This window comes from Enterococcus sp. AZ088, assembly GCF_051714845.1.
Lineage (GTDB): Bacteria > Bacillota > Bacilli > Lactobacillales > Enterococcaceae > Enterococcus > Enterococcus faecalis.
Genome location: NZ_JBIOSQ010000002.1, coordinates 1 through 16754, shown reverse-complemented (window position 1 = coordinate 16754; position 16754 = coordinate 1). Strand labels below are relative to the sequence as shown.

Annotated in this window: 15 protein-coding genes; 9 read left to right on the top strand and 6 right to left on the bottom strand. The window is 30.5% G+C overall.

The window, feature by feature from the left end:
- Positions 1-257: 257 nt before the first annotated feature.
- Positions 258-497: a preprotein translocase subunit YajC gene (gene yajC, locus IGL17_RS13270; protein ID WP_025193441.1), complete on the top strand. Its 240-nt coding sequence runs from the start codon at positions 258-260 to the stop codon at positions 495-497.
- A gap of 22 nt (positions 498-519) precedes the next feature.
- On the opposite strand, the gene IGL17_RS13265 is transcribed toward yajC, so the two are convergent.
- From IGL17_RS13265 to IGL17_RS13250, 4 genes are all read right to left on the bottom strand, one after another.
- On the bottom strand, positions 520-720 hold the full coding sequence (locus tag IGL17_RS13265; RefSeq protein WP_010709164.1) for a hypothetical protein: 201 nt from the start codon (positions 718-720) through the stop codon (positions 520-522).
- 421 nt (positions 721-1141) lie between these two features.
- On the bottom strand, positions 1142-1363 hold the full coding sequence (locus IGL17_RS13260; RefSeq protein WP_438724667.1) for a hypothetical protein: 222 nt from the start codon (positions 1361-1363) through the stop codon (positions 1142-1144).
- Positions 1350-1661 carry a hypothetical protein gene (locus tag IGL17_RS13255; RefSeq protein ID WP_438724668.1) on the bottom strand — a complete coding sequence of 104 codons (312 nt, stop codon included), beginning with the start codon at positions 1659-1661 and terminating at the stop codon, positions 1350-1352. The genes IGL17_RS13260 and IGL17_RS13255 overlap by 14 nt, the downstream gene beginning before the upstream one ends.
- A complete protein-coding gene (locus IGL17_RS13250; protein ID WP_438724681.1) occupies positions 1651-2271 on the bottom strand; it encodes a recombinase family protein in 621 nt (206 codons plus the stop codon). Before IGL17_RS13250 ends, IGL17_RS13255 begins: the two co-directional genes overlap by 11 nt.
- Before the next feature lie 203 nt (positions 2272-2474).
- Here IGL17_RS13250 and mazE point away from each other — a divergent pair, with 203 nt between their 5' ends.
- The 6 genes from mazE (at position 2475) to IGL17_RS13220 (ending at position 6252) form a co-directional block, all read left to right on the top strand.
- Positions 2475-2705: a type II toxin-antitoxin system PemI/MazE family antitoxin gene (gene mazE / locus IGL17_RS13245; protein ID WP_002362431.1), complete on the top strand. Its 231-nt coding sequence runs from the start codon at positions 2475-2477 to the stop codon at positions 2703-2705.
- Positions 2705-3046, top strand: a complete 342-nt coding sequence (locus IGL17_RS13240) for a type II toxin-antitoxin system PemK/MazF family toxin (RefSeq protein WP_289867792.1) — start codon at positions 2705-2707, stop codon at positions 3044-3046. The genes mazE and IGL17_RS13240 overlap by 1 nt, the downstream gene beginning before the upstream one ends.
- A 111-nt stretch (positions 3047-3157) precedes the next feature.
- Positions 3158-4096, top strand: a complete 939-nt coding sequence (locus IGL17_RS13235) for a hypothetical protein (protein ID WP_289867793.1) — start codon at positions 3158-3160, stop codon at positions 4094-4096.
- Between the two features lie 267 nt (positions 4097-4363).
- On the top strand, positions 4364-4966 hold the full coding sequence (gene fic, locus IGL17_RS13230; protein WP_016617165.1) for a protein adenylyltransferase Fic: 603 nt from the start codon (positions 4364-4366) through the stop codon (positions 4964-4966).
- 751 nt (positions 4967-5717) lie between these two features.
- The gene (locus tag IGL17_RS13225) at positions 5718-5984 is read left to right on the top strand and encodes a type II toxin-antitoxin system RelB/DinJ family antitoxin (RefSeq protein ID WP_002369771.1); all 267 of its coding nucleotides are present in this window, start codon (positions 5718-5720) and stop codon (positions 5982-5984) included.
- Positions 5977-6252, top strand: coding sequence for a type II toxin-antitoxin system YafQ family toxin (locus IGL17_RS13220; protein WP_002360769.1), 276 nt, complete (start codon positions 5977-5979; stop codon positions 6250-6252). Before IGL17_RS13225 ends, IGL17_RS13220 begins: the two co-directional genes overlap by 8 nt.
- A gap of 786 nt (positions 6253-7038) precedes the next feature.
- On the opposite strand, the gene IGL17_RS13215 is transcribed toward IGL17_RS13220, so the two are convergent.
- Together IGL17_RS13215 and IGL17_RS13210 are read right to left on the bottom strand one after the other, a co-directional pair.
- Positions 7039-8889 (bottom strand): thiol-activated cytolysin C-terminal domain-containing protein, encoded by a 1851-nt coding sequence (locus IGL17_RS13215; RefSeq protein WP_438839757.1) that lies wholly within the window; start codon positions 8887-8889, stop codon positions 7039-7041.
- Positions 8890-9733: 844 nt separating this feature from the next.
- Positions 9734-14302, bottom strand: coding sequence for a Cna B-type domain-containing protein (locus IGL17_RS13210; RefSeq protein ID WP_438760357.1), 4569 nt, complete (start codon positions 14300-14302; stop codon positions 9734-9736).
- 208 nt (positions 14303-14510) lie between these two features.
- Between IGL17_RS13210 and IGL17_RS13205 the strand changes: the two genes are divergently transcribed.
- Positions 14511-16118, top strand: coding sequence for a hypothetical protein (locus IGL17_RS13205; RefSeq protein WP_438724672.1), 1608 nt, complete (start codon positions 14511-14513; stop codon positions 16116-16118).
- 442 nt (positions 16119-16560) lie between these two features.
- Positions 16561-16754 (top strand): hypothetical protein (locus IGL17_RS13200; protein ID WP_438839751.1); only part of this gene is annotated, 194 nt, incomplete at its 3' end.

Sequence of the window (16754 nt, the reverse complement as noted above, 5' to 3'; positions counted from 1 at the left end):
ATGTTCATCTCGAAAATAAAAATTAGAAAACGTCTTCTATATAGAAATTATAGAACTATTAGTATAGTTTTGTAAATGTTAAAACAAAAGAATTTTCCTAACATTTTTGTAAGTTGGTATCCATCAATTCCAATTGTTTTTACCTGATTATTGTACCATTTCATTCGAAACAAATATTGCCATCAATACTTTCTTTTTATAAAATAGCCTTGATGTCTATATATAAATTTTCAAATTAACAAGGAGAAATGAAACCGATGCTTATCATGCTATTAGTTATTGTTGCTATGTATTTTTATCTGTTTCGTACACAAAAAAAGCAACAAAAAGAACGACAAGATTTTTTAAACAATTTACAACCAGGAGACACTGTTGTGACTATTGGAGGATTACATGGAGTAATATCTGAAATATCCTCAGATAAAAAGAAGATAACTCTTGACTGTGAAGGCGCACTTTTCGACTTTGATCAACAATCTATACGAACGAAAAAATAAGCAGAAAGGAATCCCTCTCTGCTTATTTTTTTCTTTTATTTGGCAAAGAATAGCCTAATTCTTTCAACTGTTTTTTCGTGACCACATGACGAAATTCTCCATCAAAAACGATCACTGTATATTGATTTATCACTTCAACTTTTCCTTTGAGCGTTTGTCCCATAACAGATTGACAATGCACAAATGATCCGATATCTATTAAATCCTTACTTTTTTTGGCCAAAACACAACCTCCGAAAATAATAATTAAAACCACCTATCTAGTAGGTGGTTTGGAAGAAATAGTCTCTGAAGAACAATTTCAACGTAACAGTCTATAAAAATTTTATCGTATTTACTTTCCTATTTCAATCTTAACTTCCCTAAAAAATCTTGGTACAATTATTCATGACTTTTATTTAACTAGGAGGAAATCATGAATATACTCTTCTTAAGTATCTGCCTTTTTTATATAGCCACTATCTTAACAGGAATTTATCACTGGTGGCGTAATAAAAATAAGTAGAGAATCTACCCAGATCCTACTTTAAAATAAAAAAGCAACAACCACAAAAAATTCGAGGTATTACTTTATACATACTGACACTATTCTATTGAGGAAATAGTTGTTGCCTATTATTATTTTATCAAGATTTTACCTTTTTTCAATTCTTTTTTGTGCGTATTTCTACATAAGAACCGTTGCTTAATTTATATTCTTTTTTACAGCTACTGCACTTAAAATGATTATATTTTCCCAACTCTCTTCTAGCCAATTGACCACAATCACAATCAACATAAGTAACTACATTTGTCTTATTCCACGTAGTAATTTCTATTTCCCAATGATCATATTGTTTTCGAACAACCATCTTAATTCTCTCCATTTCTAAAGCTATATCTTGCAACCATTTCTTTATATTCTTGTTTTATCTTAGGCTGAACTTGTAATACTTCTTCGGACAACTCTAATAATAGTTTTTCCGCTTTTACTGACATCGTATCAAAAATAAACATTGGCTGATTTTCTTTTTCGACACGTTTTTTGTATCTTTGATAATTTGCAGAATAGAGCCGACCATTTGACATTTTTTCTATTCCGTATTCTGAAATCAAAGGATTTTCCAACATCTGAATAATCTTCTCTCTATTTTCCATAATAACTACTCCTGAATTATTTCTCATTAAGTAACTGTTCTTCCTTTGCTTGTTTCTTGATTCGTTTGAGAGTAGATAAAGAAATACCTGTTTTCCTTTCCACTTCTCGCATGCTATTTGTTTCCATTAACTCTAGTGCATGTTTGTATTTATCATTCAACACTCTTTTAGGACGTCCTTCTCGATAGTTCTTATTATTTGCCCGGTGCCACTGTTTTCCTTCTTGCGTTCTTGTCACGATTAAATCTCTTTCAAATTGTGCAAAACTCCCTAACATGTTCATCATTAATGTTTGCATAGAATCACTTTTATTCGGCTCAAAGGTTAGGGAATTATCTAAGAAGGTGATAGTCACTCCTGAATGGTTTAAAGAAGAGATAATCGAATTTAAATCAACGATACTTCTAGCTAGCCGATCAATTTTCGTCACTAAAACTTTATCGCCAGGTTTTACAATAGATAGTAGTTCTTCTAATTCTTTTCTTCCTTCTTTTTTTGTTCCCGTATATTTTTCACTGAATATTTTTTCTGCTCCGGATTTTTCTAGTTTTTGAATCTGGGTTTTGTAATCTTGATTACTAGTACTCACTCTTGAATAACCATAAATGGCCAAAATTTCCTCACCTTTTCTGAACATAAGTTTTTGACACTTGATAATTCCAAGTATAGCACGAAAAAACAAAGAGGTCAAAAACTTTTAAGTTTCTGAATCTAAAAAATTAATTCTAAAATATCTAATTTTGACTATTTAATTAAATCACACTAAGTTAACTAAATGTAGTATATAATCATTTGAAACTATTTAATTATTTAGTATAATAAAAGACAAGAGGTGATTGTATGTTAACCACAAAATCTAGAAAACAAGGAAGTTCTGTAGTATTGACATTACCATCTAATAACGGACAGAAACCAAAGGCAGACCAAGAATATATAGTGATGTATTCTGATGATGGGACAATTACGTTAGTCCCTAAATTACAAGATCCATTTAGTGGTGGATCAGAAGGGGAGTACTACGAAAAAGACGAATGGCATGACATTGAACCTGGAGGGAGAGAATTATTTTAATGAATGACGAAACAAAATATATTCCTAAAAAGGGTGATATTGTATGGATAGATTTCGATCCTTCAGCTGGAAAAGAAATACAGAAGAGACGTCCAGGTCTAGTAGTTTCTAGATACGAATTTAATAGAAAAACAATGTTTGCAGTAATTTGTCCTATAACTTCTACAATTAAAAACATGCCAACTCGTTATACATTACCTGATGAAATGGAAACTCATGGACAAGTCGTTATTTCCCAATTAAAATCTTTAGATTTTACAGAAAGAAAGTTAAGCCAAATAGAACATTTACCATTAAAAGATATGGCTAAAATAGATCAAATCATTGAATACATTTTTTAATTATAATAAGAAGAAAGAATACATATAATAGCTAATATTCATGAATTCTTTCTTTTTATAGCAAATATTTACTATAACGTATTATAGTAAATTGGTAGAAAGGAGAAAAAATTGAACCTAAGAAAAATAGAACATGAAATTGAAGAAATATTGGCTAAGGATACTCATTCATGGGTGCGTCTATACGAATTAATAAGGAAAGTAGAACATAATAGATTATGGCGTAACGAGTATAGTTCTTTCACACAATGGATTAAACATTTAGCACATGTAGCTGGAGTAACTGAAGCACTAATATGGAAAAGAAAAAAAGCAGGAGAAATATACTTTGACTACCAGCAGCGAGCAGCAGGTAGGGGAGTTAGTGTTCCTAACATAGAGGACGTAGAAGTCAGTCCAGATAACTTTGAATTAGTAGAAAAAATTAGCCAAGGAAACAGCCAAATAAAAGATGAATTAATGCAACAAGTTTTAGCAAAAGATATTAAGAGATCTGACTTGTTAAACACTTGGGCAACTATTAAAACGATACAAGCTAAAGAGGGTGGAGGAATAGTTAAAAAAAATAGATACTCTAAAATTGATAGTAGCGACGAACAAATATTCACCATATCTGATTTCTCGTTTGCATTGTCAGAAAGCTCATGGTTGCAAAGTACTAATAACTCATATCATAAAGGAAAATCAGTTTATAAATTAGTTCCCAATTTTTCCTTTTATTCTTCGTTATTAATGAGATCCGTCACTTTAGATTTTTTGTTGCTAGAAAACGTGTCTAGTAAATATACAGAAGAATTAAATACGCATAGCATCGAAATAGTTTTTTCGGATAACAAACTTAACAATATAATTTTAAATACTAAAACTAATTATAGCTGGGTCGTTGTTCCTGAAGATATCTTATTACTTGCATCTAAAGAGCTTCCTGAAGGAATAGGGTTATTAAAAATTTCAGATAAAAGAAAAATTCAAATTATTAAACCTGCGGCACATAATATCGAAACTAGCAAATTAGATATTTTACAAGCGTTCATTGTTAAAAATATCTAAATTAATGTCTTATATGTAATAGAAAAACATTTATTATATACCATCAACTATCTATCATGATGATGTTCCAGATCTAAAAAAAGGGTGTTGAGTTTATTTTCACTATTAGGAAAAAGGAGAATATTACTGGAGAAAACTGGATAGTATGTATCTTTAGCTTTTTGATTGTTATGTAACTTTTGTGCTAAAATACATTGAAAAACTTAGTATGAGAGTTGAAGAGATCATTAAAAAGAAGGACAATAATTAATAGGCGGTGATTTTAATTTGTTAGAGAATAAATTAGGTATTACTAACCAACTTGAGTTAAACAGAGTTGAGGAGCGTGTTAGTAAAGAAAATGCAAAACGATTATATGACTCAAGAGATATTGACAAAGTAGAAGTCGGAACATTCAAGGGGCTATCTTATATCCATAATTATTTGTTTGAAGATATTTATGAATTTGCAGGTAAAGTAAGAAGTAAAAATATTTCTAAAGGAAATTTTCGCTTTGCACCAGTAATGTACTTAGAAGTTGCTTTAGAACATATAGATAAAATGCCACAAAGAAATTTAGATGAAATTGTAGCTAAATATGTTGAAATGAACATCGCTCACCCTTTTCGTGAAGGTAATGGTAGAGCTACAAGAATATGGTTAGACCTAATTCTGAAAAAAGAATTAAAGCAAGTTGTAGACTGGAACTTAATTAATAAGGAAGATTATTTGTCTGCAATGGAAAGAAGTCCGGTCAACGATTTGGAAATCAAATACTTATTCTCAAATGCTTTAACTAATAAAATTAATGATAGAGAAATCTTCATGAAGGGTATTGATATTAGTTATTATTATGAAGGATATACCGAATACAACGTTGAGGACTTATAAATATTAGTTTTGACTTCAACGTGGATTACTTAGGACACTTTACAGCTAACTAAATAAAAGAGCGATTCTAAAAAGAATCGCTCTTTTATTCATGTCTAATCGACCACTGAATAAACAAACCTAAAATACTTCACCAGATAAATAGACAGCCGTTTTCCGCCGACTGCCTAAGATTAAGATAGATTTGTAAAGAAGTGAATAATATGCTTCCTACAATAAAATTCTAGCATATTTAACTTTATTAAGCTAAAATTTTGCTAATACTGTATGCAACATTACTTAATATCAAAAATTGAATACATTATTTATTTTACTGATTTTTTTCAAATTAATAACAGTCAGTTTTCTCACAGTGATACATAGCACTGTGAGATTGTTTGAACTCCTATTGTTTTAAAAAGTCAACATTATTTGAAGTTAACTTCAAATAATGTTGAAATAATTTTATAATAGAATTTTACTTCAACAGAAGGATGAAAATGTTTAAAAGATCTATTTGTTTTAATTAGCTTATTCAGTTTAAAGATTCTGAATTTATTAAGGTTATTACCGAGATTCGTTGTGTAGGAAAATCAGTCTTGTTAATGCTTTGTAAAGAATATTTATTAGAAGAAGAGGTGTCTTAAACTACAACATTTACATAAATCTTGTATCCTTTATAAGATAGAACGTTTGAATCAAACAAACAACAAAAAATGTTGCTTTTAACAACAATTCATGTTATTGTTATTCACATAAAGGAGGGATAAAGTTGGCCACTACAAAAAAGAAACCTATACATGTAAATGTTGATGAAAATTTAAAAGAAGAAGCAGAACAATTATTTGATGATTTAGGGTTAAATATGACAAGTGCAATTACTATTTTCTTAAAACAGTCTATTAATGAACAAGCAATTCCTTTTATGATTAATAAGGGAAACAAAGAAACTCTACAAGCATTAAAAGACATTAAAGAGGGAAACGTTCATGGTGGATTTTCTTCCGTGGAGGATTTAATGGAGGATTTAAATGCTTGAAATATTTTACACGAACCAATTCAAAAAAGACTTTAAGAAAGCAAAGAAACAAGGAAAGAATTTAGAGAAGTTAAAAGAAGTACTAGTACTTTTACAAGAACAACAAACATTGCCACCAAAGTATAAAGACCATGCACTAACAGGAAATTATATAGGCACACGAGAATGTCATATTGAACCAGACTGGTTGTTGATTTATAAAATTGATGGTGATAAATTAATTCTAACTTTAGCTAGAATAGGCTCACATAGTGAATTATTCCGATGAAACAGAATTAAAATTAAATTACTAAAATAATGTCAAATACAACTTAATTTCTGAAGACTACATATGATAAATACAGAATAGGTTAGAGCATTTATGCAAATAAAAGAACGACTTAGTAAAAAATACCGCACAATACGTATGGTTTGCTATTAGGTAAAAATTCAAATCAAATAGGATATATTACTTTGATTTATGCTTGGAGGACTAGATGTTTCTAGTTCTCTTTTTATTTCTTTAATCAAATTTAATGATAAACATCGCTAAACAAACGATTTAGAACAAAAATAAATGTAAATTACTTAAACAACCCGATTCCAAATATCAAAAGTTTTCTAGAAACCTGCAAACAAATTTTACAATTGGTATAAAAAAATAAAACGAACAATACTATGTATACGTAAATAGAAACATGTTATAATAGATCAAATCACGAACTATTGTTATACTAAAACAATTATATGTTGCACTTAATCCTAACATTCGCCCACTTTACACTACTTTGAATAATATATCTTATGTTAACTAGAAAACAAAAATACCCATTAATCAAAAATATCTGATTAATGGGTATTTTTGTTTTCTTATTCCTTTCTCCATTTAATATCTTTTAATAATAACACATTATGTGGTAGTTATAAGCTTAACTCACATTAAATTTAGCTTCTATACTTTATGGATCATTTATTCCTATATAAGAAATCATATTTTTTACCAAATGTAAAAACTCCATTACTAATGGTACAAAAGAGCTTAGATTTATCAAATAACAAAAGATTGTTATTACACTTACTTTTGTAACAGCTGTCTCTTTTTCTCCCATAATTGTTCAGCTTTAGTAATTAATTTAATCATTTCTAAAGCATCTTGATTATTCGGCATACTCAAAACTTGTTGCTTAACCTCTTGAATTTTTTTATTTGTAACATCATGCAATAATTCTGTATATTTATCTGAAGTAAATAACTTGTCAATACTATGCCATATTTTACTATATTTTAATTCTATAATTATTCTAGGAGTAAAACTTGTTTGGTTTTTTTCATTATATGGAGGAAAAAGTGGATGCCGCCATCTCGTTTCTCTCTTCTTTATATATGGAGAAATAGCTGGATTTAGGTTTATATTAAATTCAGCACTATCATCATTAGCTTTCATACTTGCTTTTGCATAAAAGTTAGGCTTAAGTATTTGAGGCCCATTAGATGTAAATAATGTACCACCTGAAATAAATAAAATTTCTACAGTAGCTTTTTTATCAATACCATCATAGCTCATATATTTATCTTCACAATCACTATTTTTAGATATCAATTTAGCTTCATAACTTCTTCCCTTTATCAAAGAATCTACCTTTCCTATAATCCTAAATTGAAATGGAGAACTTTTAGCCGAAGATACAGTAAAAGTTGGCTTTGAATCTGCAATTTCTATATATCCGTTTTCTGGGGGAACAACTCTATAAAAACTAGGAAAAGCTAAAAATGGATACAGTACACCAGTTAAAACTCTTGGAAACTCCGAAACATATATTTTTCGTCCCATAAATTCTGATTCTGACCAAATGATTTTTTTTTCTTCACCATTTTGTAATTTTTTTATTTCAAAATCATCGAATGTATCGTATTGAATAACTTTATCATACACATACTCTTGATGGTAATCTGTATTTTCTCTCGGCAATGTTTCTTCTATATAATGAGGGAAAATAGTTGTACCACTTGTTAATATAGTACGTAATTCTATATTTGGCAAATTTTTCTTTTGATATATAACGCACCAAGGATTCCAAACTAACCCTGTAGCTCCAATAATTTTAATATTGATGTTTCTAGCATTAGCTGGAATTAATATTTGTGATAAAAAACCAGCCATTTTATTCATGTTGTTTTCAGGCCATTCTATATTCCTTATTATTTCATTACTATTATTACTGGAACTAATTTCATCCCAATCAATATAGTAACGTACTATATATGCTCCTCTATGATTTAGCATAATTTTATTAATGCCGCCTTTATTATTTAGTGAAAAATCATCAATTAAAGTTGATTTTTTTAAGCTACTATCCTCTAAAATATTCTTCTTTGATTCTTCCATCAAATTCTTTTCTTTTTTATCCAACTCTTCTTTTAATACTGATTCTTTTGAATTTGGAGAACTACTATCTTCCAAAATATTCTCCTTTGATTCTTCCATCAAATTCTTTTCTTTTCTATCCAACTCTTCTTTTAATACTGATTCTTTTGAATTTGGAGAACTACTATCTTCCAAAATATTCTCCTTTGATTCTTCCATCAAATTCTTTTCTTTTCTATCCAACTCTTCTTTTGATACTGATTCTTTTGAATTTGGAGAACTACTATCTTCCAAAATATTCTCCTTTGATTCTTCCATCAAATTCTTTTCTTTTTTATCCAACTCTTCTTTTGATACTGATTCTTTTAGATTAACATATTCATTTTCTTGATGAAATGATATAGATATATTTGAATCACCATTATTTAATTGTTTATTGAGACTTGGGCTTGCATTTACACAAGTAGGCTTAAATATACTTAAAATAATAAAAAAAATGATTCCACTAAACAACTTCATTATTACATTTTTTTTACTAATTACTTTCTTTTTATACTCCACTTCAATCAATCCTTCCTTTTATTTTTTGTATTTTCATTTTATATTTAATATCAATCAACACGCTTTAACATTAGTTAAATTTCAAATTATTTCTATCACTTAAATAATAGAGTGTGCATAATATAAACATAAAAATAATTTATCTACTCATATAAGTAAATGAACAAACATGAAAGTTATTTGATATTGTTGAAAACCGACAACTTTATTAGTTAAAACGTTATTTTAGCCGTTTCTCACTGTTTGTACAAAAAAAGTCCAATTTATTGCCAGTGATATGTATTGCACCTCATGTTTCTCTAGTGAAAAAATGATTCTCAGTATTATTAATTGCTTTCACGTCGATTGAACCTTCCGAAACCATCAAATCACTTGGATAATCTACTTATTAAAAAGTTAAAGTTTAACTGAAAAATGACTCAAAAAATACTTAAAATTATTACAAGAAAATTTTGATAGTTTAAACTGTTATTGACGTCCTTCGTTTAAAACTTATTTAATCGGAATAGAGCATATGGACAGACTACTTTTCTATAATGATGAATTAACACAAGTCTACACGTTGTAACAAGAACTTTTTGTATCCTATTCATCAACGAAATCAAACATAATTTAATGTCCTGCTGCTTATCAAACAACCTTAAGAAAATACTAAGAAAAGATCCATCTGGAATATCTAATTGCATATTCTCACTCTGCAAAGACAAGTAATGCAAACAAAATAAAAAAATCCAGAGGAAAAAATCCTCTGGATTTGACGAGATTCTGCAATCTATCTTTATCAATATTAAACATTATTTGACAAAGAACCTAAAATTATGACTTTTTGAGTATTTACACTTTTTTATTTTTTTCTAAAATAAAAATAACTACTACCAAAAATTAAACAAATTCCTAATATAATCAGCCAAAAATCTATTTTCTCTCCAGTTTTTAGAAGAATATTTTTTTTGCTTTTTATATTAGATAATTCAGAAGTTATTGATTTATTTAAATGTGTATTTTTGGGGGCTATAGGTGTATGTGTATTTGTAATTGTCACATTTCCTAAATTACTATCCTCTACTTCGCTTGTATAGCCTGGTACATCACTTACTTCTTTCACTGTATACTGGATAGTTTCTCCTTTAGCTTTTTCTGCCAAATCTACCCATGTGTAACTCCATTGATTTCCATCACTTAATTCAATCGCTTCTCCTTCTGCTTTACCATTGGCATATAATTGAACTTTCACACTATTTGGCCGTAATCCATCTTGATTATTACTGTCATTCCAAGCTTTAGTTACGCTCACACTAGTTTTACCCGGCGTATAGCTATTTATAATATCAAAGCCTTTAACCTCAGTACTGTAATCAGCTACTTGATCTTCTGTCACTGTATAGTTAATCAATTGGCCATTCTCATATTTTGGTAAGTTCTCAAATTGATATTTCCAACCATCGCTTTCTCTTACTTCTTTATTCGCAACCATATGGCCGTTGGCCAATAAATTTACCTTAATACTCTCTGGACGTTTACCGTCTTGATCATCATTGTCATTCCATGTTTTCGTTCCACTAACTTGAATAATTTCAGGTGTATGTGTATTTGTAATTGTCACATTTCCTAAATTACTATCTTCTACTTCGCTTGTATAGCCTGGTACATCACTTACTTCTTTCACTGTATACTGGATAGTTTCTCCTTTAGCTTTTTCTGCCAAATCTACCCATGTGTAACTCCATTGATTTCCATCACTTAATTCAATCGCTTCTCCTTCTGCTTTACCATTGGCATATAATTGAACTTTCACACTATTTGGCCGTAATCCATCTTGATTATTACTGTCATTCCAAGCTTTAGTTACGCTCACACTAGTTTTACCCGGCGTATAGCTATTTATAATATCAAAGCCTTTAACCTCAGTACTGTAATCAGCTACTTGATCTTCTGTCACTGTATAGTTAATCAATTGGCCATTCTCATATTTTGGTAAGTTCTCAAATTGATATTTCCAACCATCGCTTTCTCTTACTTCTTTATTCGCAACCATATGGCCGTTGGCCAATAAATTTACCTTAATACTCTCTGGACGTTTACCGTCTTGATCATCATTGTCATTCCATGTTTTCGTTCCACTAACTTGAATAATTTCAGGTGTATGTGTATTTGTAATTGTCACATTTCCTAAATTACTATCTTCTACTTCGCTTGTATAGCCTGGTACATCACTTACTTCTTTCACTGTATACTGGATAGTTTCTCCTTTAGCTTTTTCTGCCAAATCTACCCATGTGTAACTCCATTGATTTCCATCACTTAATTCAATCGCTTCTCCTTCTGCTTTACCATTGGCATATAATTGAACTTTCACACTATTTGGCCGTAATCCATCTTGATTATTACTGTCATTCCAAGCTTTAGTTACGCTCACACTAGTTTTACCCGGCGTATAGCTATTTATAATATCAAAGCCTTTAACCTCAGTACTGTAATCAGCTACTTGATCTTCTGTCACTGTATAGTTAATCAATTGGCCATTCTCATATTTTGGTAAGTTCTCAAATTGATATTTCCAACCATCGCTTTCTCTTACTTCTTTATTCGCAACCATATGGCCGTTGGCCAATAAATTTACCTTAATACTCTCTGGACGTTTACCGTCTTGATCATCATTGTCATTCCATGTTTTCGTTCCACTAACTTGAATAATTTCAGGTATATGTGTATTTGTAATTGTCACATTTCCTAAATTACTATCTTCTACTTCGCTTGTATAGCCTGGTACATCACTTACTTCTTTCACTGTATACTGGATAGTTTCTCCTTTAGCTTTTTCTGCCAAATCTACCCATGTGTAACTCCATTGATTTCCATCACTTAATTCAATCGCTTCTCCTTCTGCTTTACCATTGGCATATAATTGAACTTTCACACTATTTGGCCGTAATCCATCTTGATTATTACTGTCATTCCAAGCTTTAGTTACGCTCACACTAGTTTTACCCGGCGTATAGCTATTTATAATATCAAAGCCTTTAACCTCAGTACTGTAATCAGCTACTTGATCTTCTGTCACTGTATAGTTAATCAATTGGCCATTCTCATATTTTGGTAAGTTCTCAAATTGATATTTCCAACCATCGCTTTCTCTTACTTCTTTATTCGCAACCATATGGCCGTTGGCCAATAAATTTACCTTAATACTCTCTGGACGTTTACCGTCTTGATCATCATTGTCATTCCATGTTTTCGTTCCACTAACTTGAATAATTTCAGGTGTATGTGTATTTGTAATTGTCACATTTCCTAAATTACTATCTTCTACTTCGCTTGTATAGCCTGGTACATCACTTACTTCTTTCACTGTATACTGGATAGTTTCTCCTTTAGCTTTTTCTGCCAAATCTACCCATGTGTAACTCCATTGATTTCCATCACTTAATTCAATCGCTTCTCCTTCTGCTTTACCATTGGCATATAATTGAACTTTCACACTATTTGGCCGTAATCCATCTTGATTATTACTGTCATTCCAAGCTTTAGTTACGCTCACACTAGTTTTACCCGGCGTATAGCTATTTATAATATCAAAGCCTTTAACCTCAGTACTGTAATCAGCTACTTGATCTTCTGTCACTGTATAGTTAATCAATTGGCCATTCTCATATTTTGGTAAGTTCTCAAATTGATATTTCCAACCATCGCTTTCTCTTACTTCTTTATTCGCAACCATATGGCCGTTGGCCAATAAATTTACCTTAATGCTCTTTGGACGTTTACCATCTTGATCATCATTGTCATTCCATATTTTCGTTCCCTGAATGTTTACTTTTTCTACACTTTTGTTAGTTACAGTAAGACCTGTTTCAATTTTTGTATAACCTTTTGGAACAAAATCAATACCATTTTCATCGACTTCTTTTACGCTATATTGATACTCATTTCCATAATTATCATATTGCTCTAACCCATTCCAAGTAAATGAAGACTCACCATCTTTTAATTCACCTAATCCTATGCTAGGGACTTCTTCAAGTTGGTTTCCATTATTAGTTAATCGGTACAATTTAAGATAAATTGTTGGTCGTGGTGATTCTCCACCTTCCCAAACTTTATTTGCAGTAACAGAAATTTTCTTTTTCTCGTTGCTAACATTTAAGATGACACCACTTGTATCTTGATCTGTCATAGTAAACTTCAGTTCTTTTACCGTTAGCGGATCAAAATCAATCCAGTCTGGAGCATGAACTTCTTTCACAATATAATCACCAACTACTAACTTCTTAATCCCTGTAACCCCTTGTTCATTTGTTTCAAGAAGTACACTTTCTTGTCCTTGAATTGTTCCTCCATCTGCTCGCTTAAGTTCAAATTGAACATGTGGAATCCCCACCTCTGTCCCATGAACTTTTTTCACAATCTTTAATTCACCTTTAACTGTCCCATTCACTCCACCAGATACATCAATATTTTTTACTGAATAATTAAATTCTTCTCCTTCAACAGCTGGTTGATTATATTCTTTGAACCAAGCTCTGGAATGATTATCAAAAGATGCTTGATTTGGATTCGAAATAATCGTTTTATAATTAATTCTAAAAGAAGTTAGATTTGCGATGTTTTTTGGTAAATTAATTGTAATTCTATTTTCGTCAACAGAATAATTAAAACTTGCTCCAGGATATGCTTGTAAAAAATTTGTAACACCTTCTTCACCTCTAAACACCTTTTCTCCAGCATACTGAGAGTCAGTGACTATTTCAAAACTTGCTGGATCAAGTTTTTGACCTGGCTGTATTTCGTCTAAAATACGTACATCTTGTGAAACATAAGCTTTATTGTCGTTAATACATAAAAACCATCTGACATGATCTGTATCTTGAGGTAACATATCACCAACTTTATAATAAAAATCACTTGGCCCTGTAGAAGATGCTGGTTTAGTTACAGTAATTACTGCTGTTTTATCACCACTACTTACTGTAAGATTCCCCGTATTTTCTTCAGAGGTATTGGTTAAATTGCGCGCTTGAACCTCGAATTGCGCCCAACCTTCTACATCATCTAAATTGCGAATATTATCATTAAAAACTATGATTGCTTCGTCTGTTGTTACATTTAACTTACCTACATTTTTTCCTTGAATCATCAAATCGATACTTTTATTAAATCCAGAACCATAAATGTCACCACCGCTAGGCCAACTAACTTTGATATAATCTCCTGGTTGAATATCAATTGTTTTCTCATTAAATTCAAGATTTACTGTAAATTTTTCGCCATCTCTTACACTAGTTGGCGAGACACTTAAAGAAGTCACATTACTAGTAACATCTCTACCTTCTTCTGCATGTGCCATTGTTTGAAATATTGAACAAAAATTTGAAATCAAAAGAAAAATTATCATTATAATTTTCATTTTTTTCATATAAATTCCTCCATATATAAAATTTTCAAGAATATATTATCAAAAAAAATATTTCTTTTCTATAATTTTTTAGTTAATTCATGGATAGTATTATATGTTGCTTATATATCTATGCCCAGATATCAATAGTATCGAATTAACACATGTTAATGATTTCAGAATGACACAGTTAGTATAATAATTTTATCAACGAAAGGGAGGTTTACATATGAATAAACAAAACAAATATAATATTCTAATTTTTTTCTGTACTATCATATTTTTTTATGCGTGTCAATCTACTTCTGTCCATGCTAACCAAGTGCAAATTATAGAATCAGCTGCTCCCGTTAAATATTTGTCAAATTCATCTCAGAAAGTGGCCGATACATCTTTAAATTCAAAAGATTCAGCACCTTCAGAACATAACGGTGCTACCGATGAAAAAACTGTATTACCAGATAAGCAAGCGACCGATACATCTTTAAATTCAAAAGATTTAGCACCTTCAGAACATAACGGTGCTACCGACGAAAAGACCGTATTGCCAGATAAGCAAGTGGCCGATACATCTTTAAATTCAAAAGATTCAGCACCTTCAGAACATAACGGTGCTACCGATGAAAAAACTGTATTACCAGATAAGCAAGCGACCGATACATCTTTAAATTCAAAAGATTTAGCACCTTCAGAACATAACGGTGCTACCGATGAAAAAACTGTATTACCAGATAAGCAAGTGGCCGATACATCTTTAAATTCAAAAGATTCAGCACCTTCAAAACATAACGGTGCTACCGATGAAAAAACTGTATTACCAGATAAGCAAGCGACCGATACATCTTTAAATTCAAAAGATTTAGCACCTTCAGAACATAACGGTGCTACCGACGAAAAGACTGTATTGCCAAATCAAATAGAAAAGTCTTCTGAAGAACCTATAATTACATTAATTAAGAAATATTTTGATTCTTCGAATGCAACAGATATATTTTCTATATTTCATTTGACAAAAAAAAGTATTACAGATAAGTTAATAAAAAAAATACCCATGTTAATAAACAAAAAAAAGCCTATTCAGCTTCGAATAACCAAAAAATCATTATTTTTTGATAAAGTTTCAGTTAATGTTTATTGGGATAAAATAACTTATGGAGAAAGAAGATTGGGTAAAGGTAATAAGATTGCATTAGATATTTCTTTAGATGATAATCCCCCGTATCATTTTATGATAGAGGAAAAAGTTTTACGACAATTAATAGATGAATCACTTGAGCAAATCAATAATATTACTCAAAAAAATAACATCGAGATATTAAAATATATAGAAAAAATTATAAAAAAAATAAGAAATCAACCTGTTTTAAAAGATGATAATATTACTGTTGGAGAAATTATAGATAATGTCCACACAAACTCATTAAGCGAAAATAATTCGCATTTTAAGATAATAAAAAAAATATCAAAAAAACTTAATGCCCCTAATAATCATGTCCTTAAAGAACACTTAAATGCTGCAAGTAAAGAACTAGCAAATTTAATTACTTTTTTTACAAGTAAAATTAATATAAAAAGAAACTTAGATCAAGTTATTGATTATGATTCCAACCAATCTAGTTTAGGTTTCTTTGAATGGTTTATAAAAAGTGCTTTGATTAAAAAGCTTGGTCAAACGTATAATGAAAAATTATCTCTAGAAAAATTATTACAATCAATAGGTTTTTCGGGAGAAAAATTGATTAAAAAATGTCTAGAATCACCTTTAGTAAATTCGATTTTATCACGCTATCAAACAAAATTATCATTGTTTATCAATGAAAATATTCCTGACAATTGATTATGCCATTTTATGGCTTTATAGTTTCTAATGGTGGCTAAAAAGCCACCATATTTTTTCAAAAATAAAAAAGAGCCGTTAAAAAGGGCACTATGTAGTGCGCCCCCAAAGTTTAGATTTTTTGGTCTAACATTGGGGGCGTATTTAAATTGGCAAAATACGATTATGCATTCAAGAAAAACGTAGTCGTAGCTTATCAAAATGGATCAGGAGGTTATCGAACACTAGCGAATTAATTTAATATTGCTTCACTTTCAACTGTTCGTAAACGGGGTAAAACAGTCGAAAAATTTGGATTTAACGAACTTCATCGAAAAGTAAATTATCAACATTGCTCTTCCAAATCCAAGCGGGATGTCATACACTATTATTAAACGAATGGTGAATCTTATCTGACTGTCGCATTAAAATATGGTCTGTCAAATGACACCTTAGTATTGGCTTGTCATCAGAAATTTCTAGAAATAGGCATAGAAGGGATTTCACCAAAACAGAAAGGAAGATCTTCTATGTCAAAGAAAAAGAAACCCATTCAGGTGAAAAAAAGCGGGCGGAACTAGCCCTCATAAAAAAGCTCCGCGCTTTAGAAATGAATATCCCGGAACGACTCAAGAACGAAATGCCTGAATCACCCAC

Bases quoted from the DNA above. Each gene is read 5' to 3' on its own strand.
- yajC (WP_025193441.1), top strand. From the start codon at position 258: ATGCTTATCATGCTATTAGTTATTGTTGCTATGTATTTTTATCTGTTT.
- IGL17_RS13260 (WP_438724667.1), bottom strand. From the start codon at position 1,363: ATGGAGAGAATTAAGATGGTTGTTCGAAAACAATATGATCATTGGGAA.
- IGL17_RS13255 (WP_438724668.1), bottom strand. From the start codon at position 1,661: ATGAGAAATAATTCAGGAGTAGTTATTATGGAAAATAGAGAGAAGATT.
- IGL17_RS13250 (WP_438724681.1), bottom strand. From the start codon at position 2,271: ATGTTCAGAAAAGGTGAGGAAATTTTGGCCATTTATGGTTATTCAAGA.
- mazE (WP_002362431.1), top strand. From the start codon at position 2,475: ATGTTAACCACAAAATCTAGAAAACAAGGAAGTTCTGTAGTATTGACA.
- IGL17_RS13240 (WP_289867792.1), top strand. From the start codon at position 2,705: ATGAATGACGAAACAAAATATATTCCTAAAAAGGGTGATATTGTATGG.
- IGL17_RS13220 (WP_002360769.1), top strand. From the start codon at position 5,977: ATGCTTGAAATATTTTACACGAACCAATTCAAAAAAGACTTTAAGAAA.
- IGL17_RS13210 (WP_438760357.1), bottom strand. From the start codon at position 14,302: ATGAAAAAAATGAAAATTATAATGATAATTTTTCTTTTGATTTCAAAT.
- IGL17_RS13205 (WP_438724672.1), top strand. From the start codon at position 14,511: ATGAATAAACAAAACAAATATAATATTCTAATTTTTTTCTGTACTATC.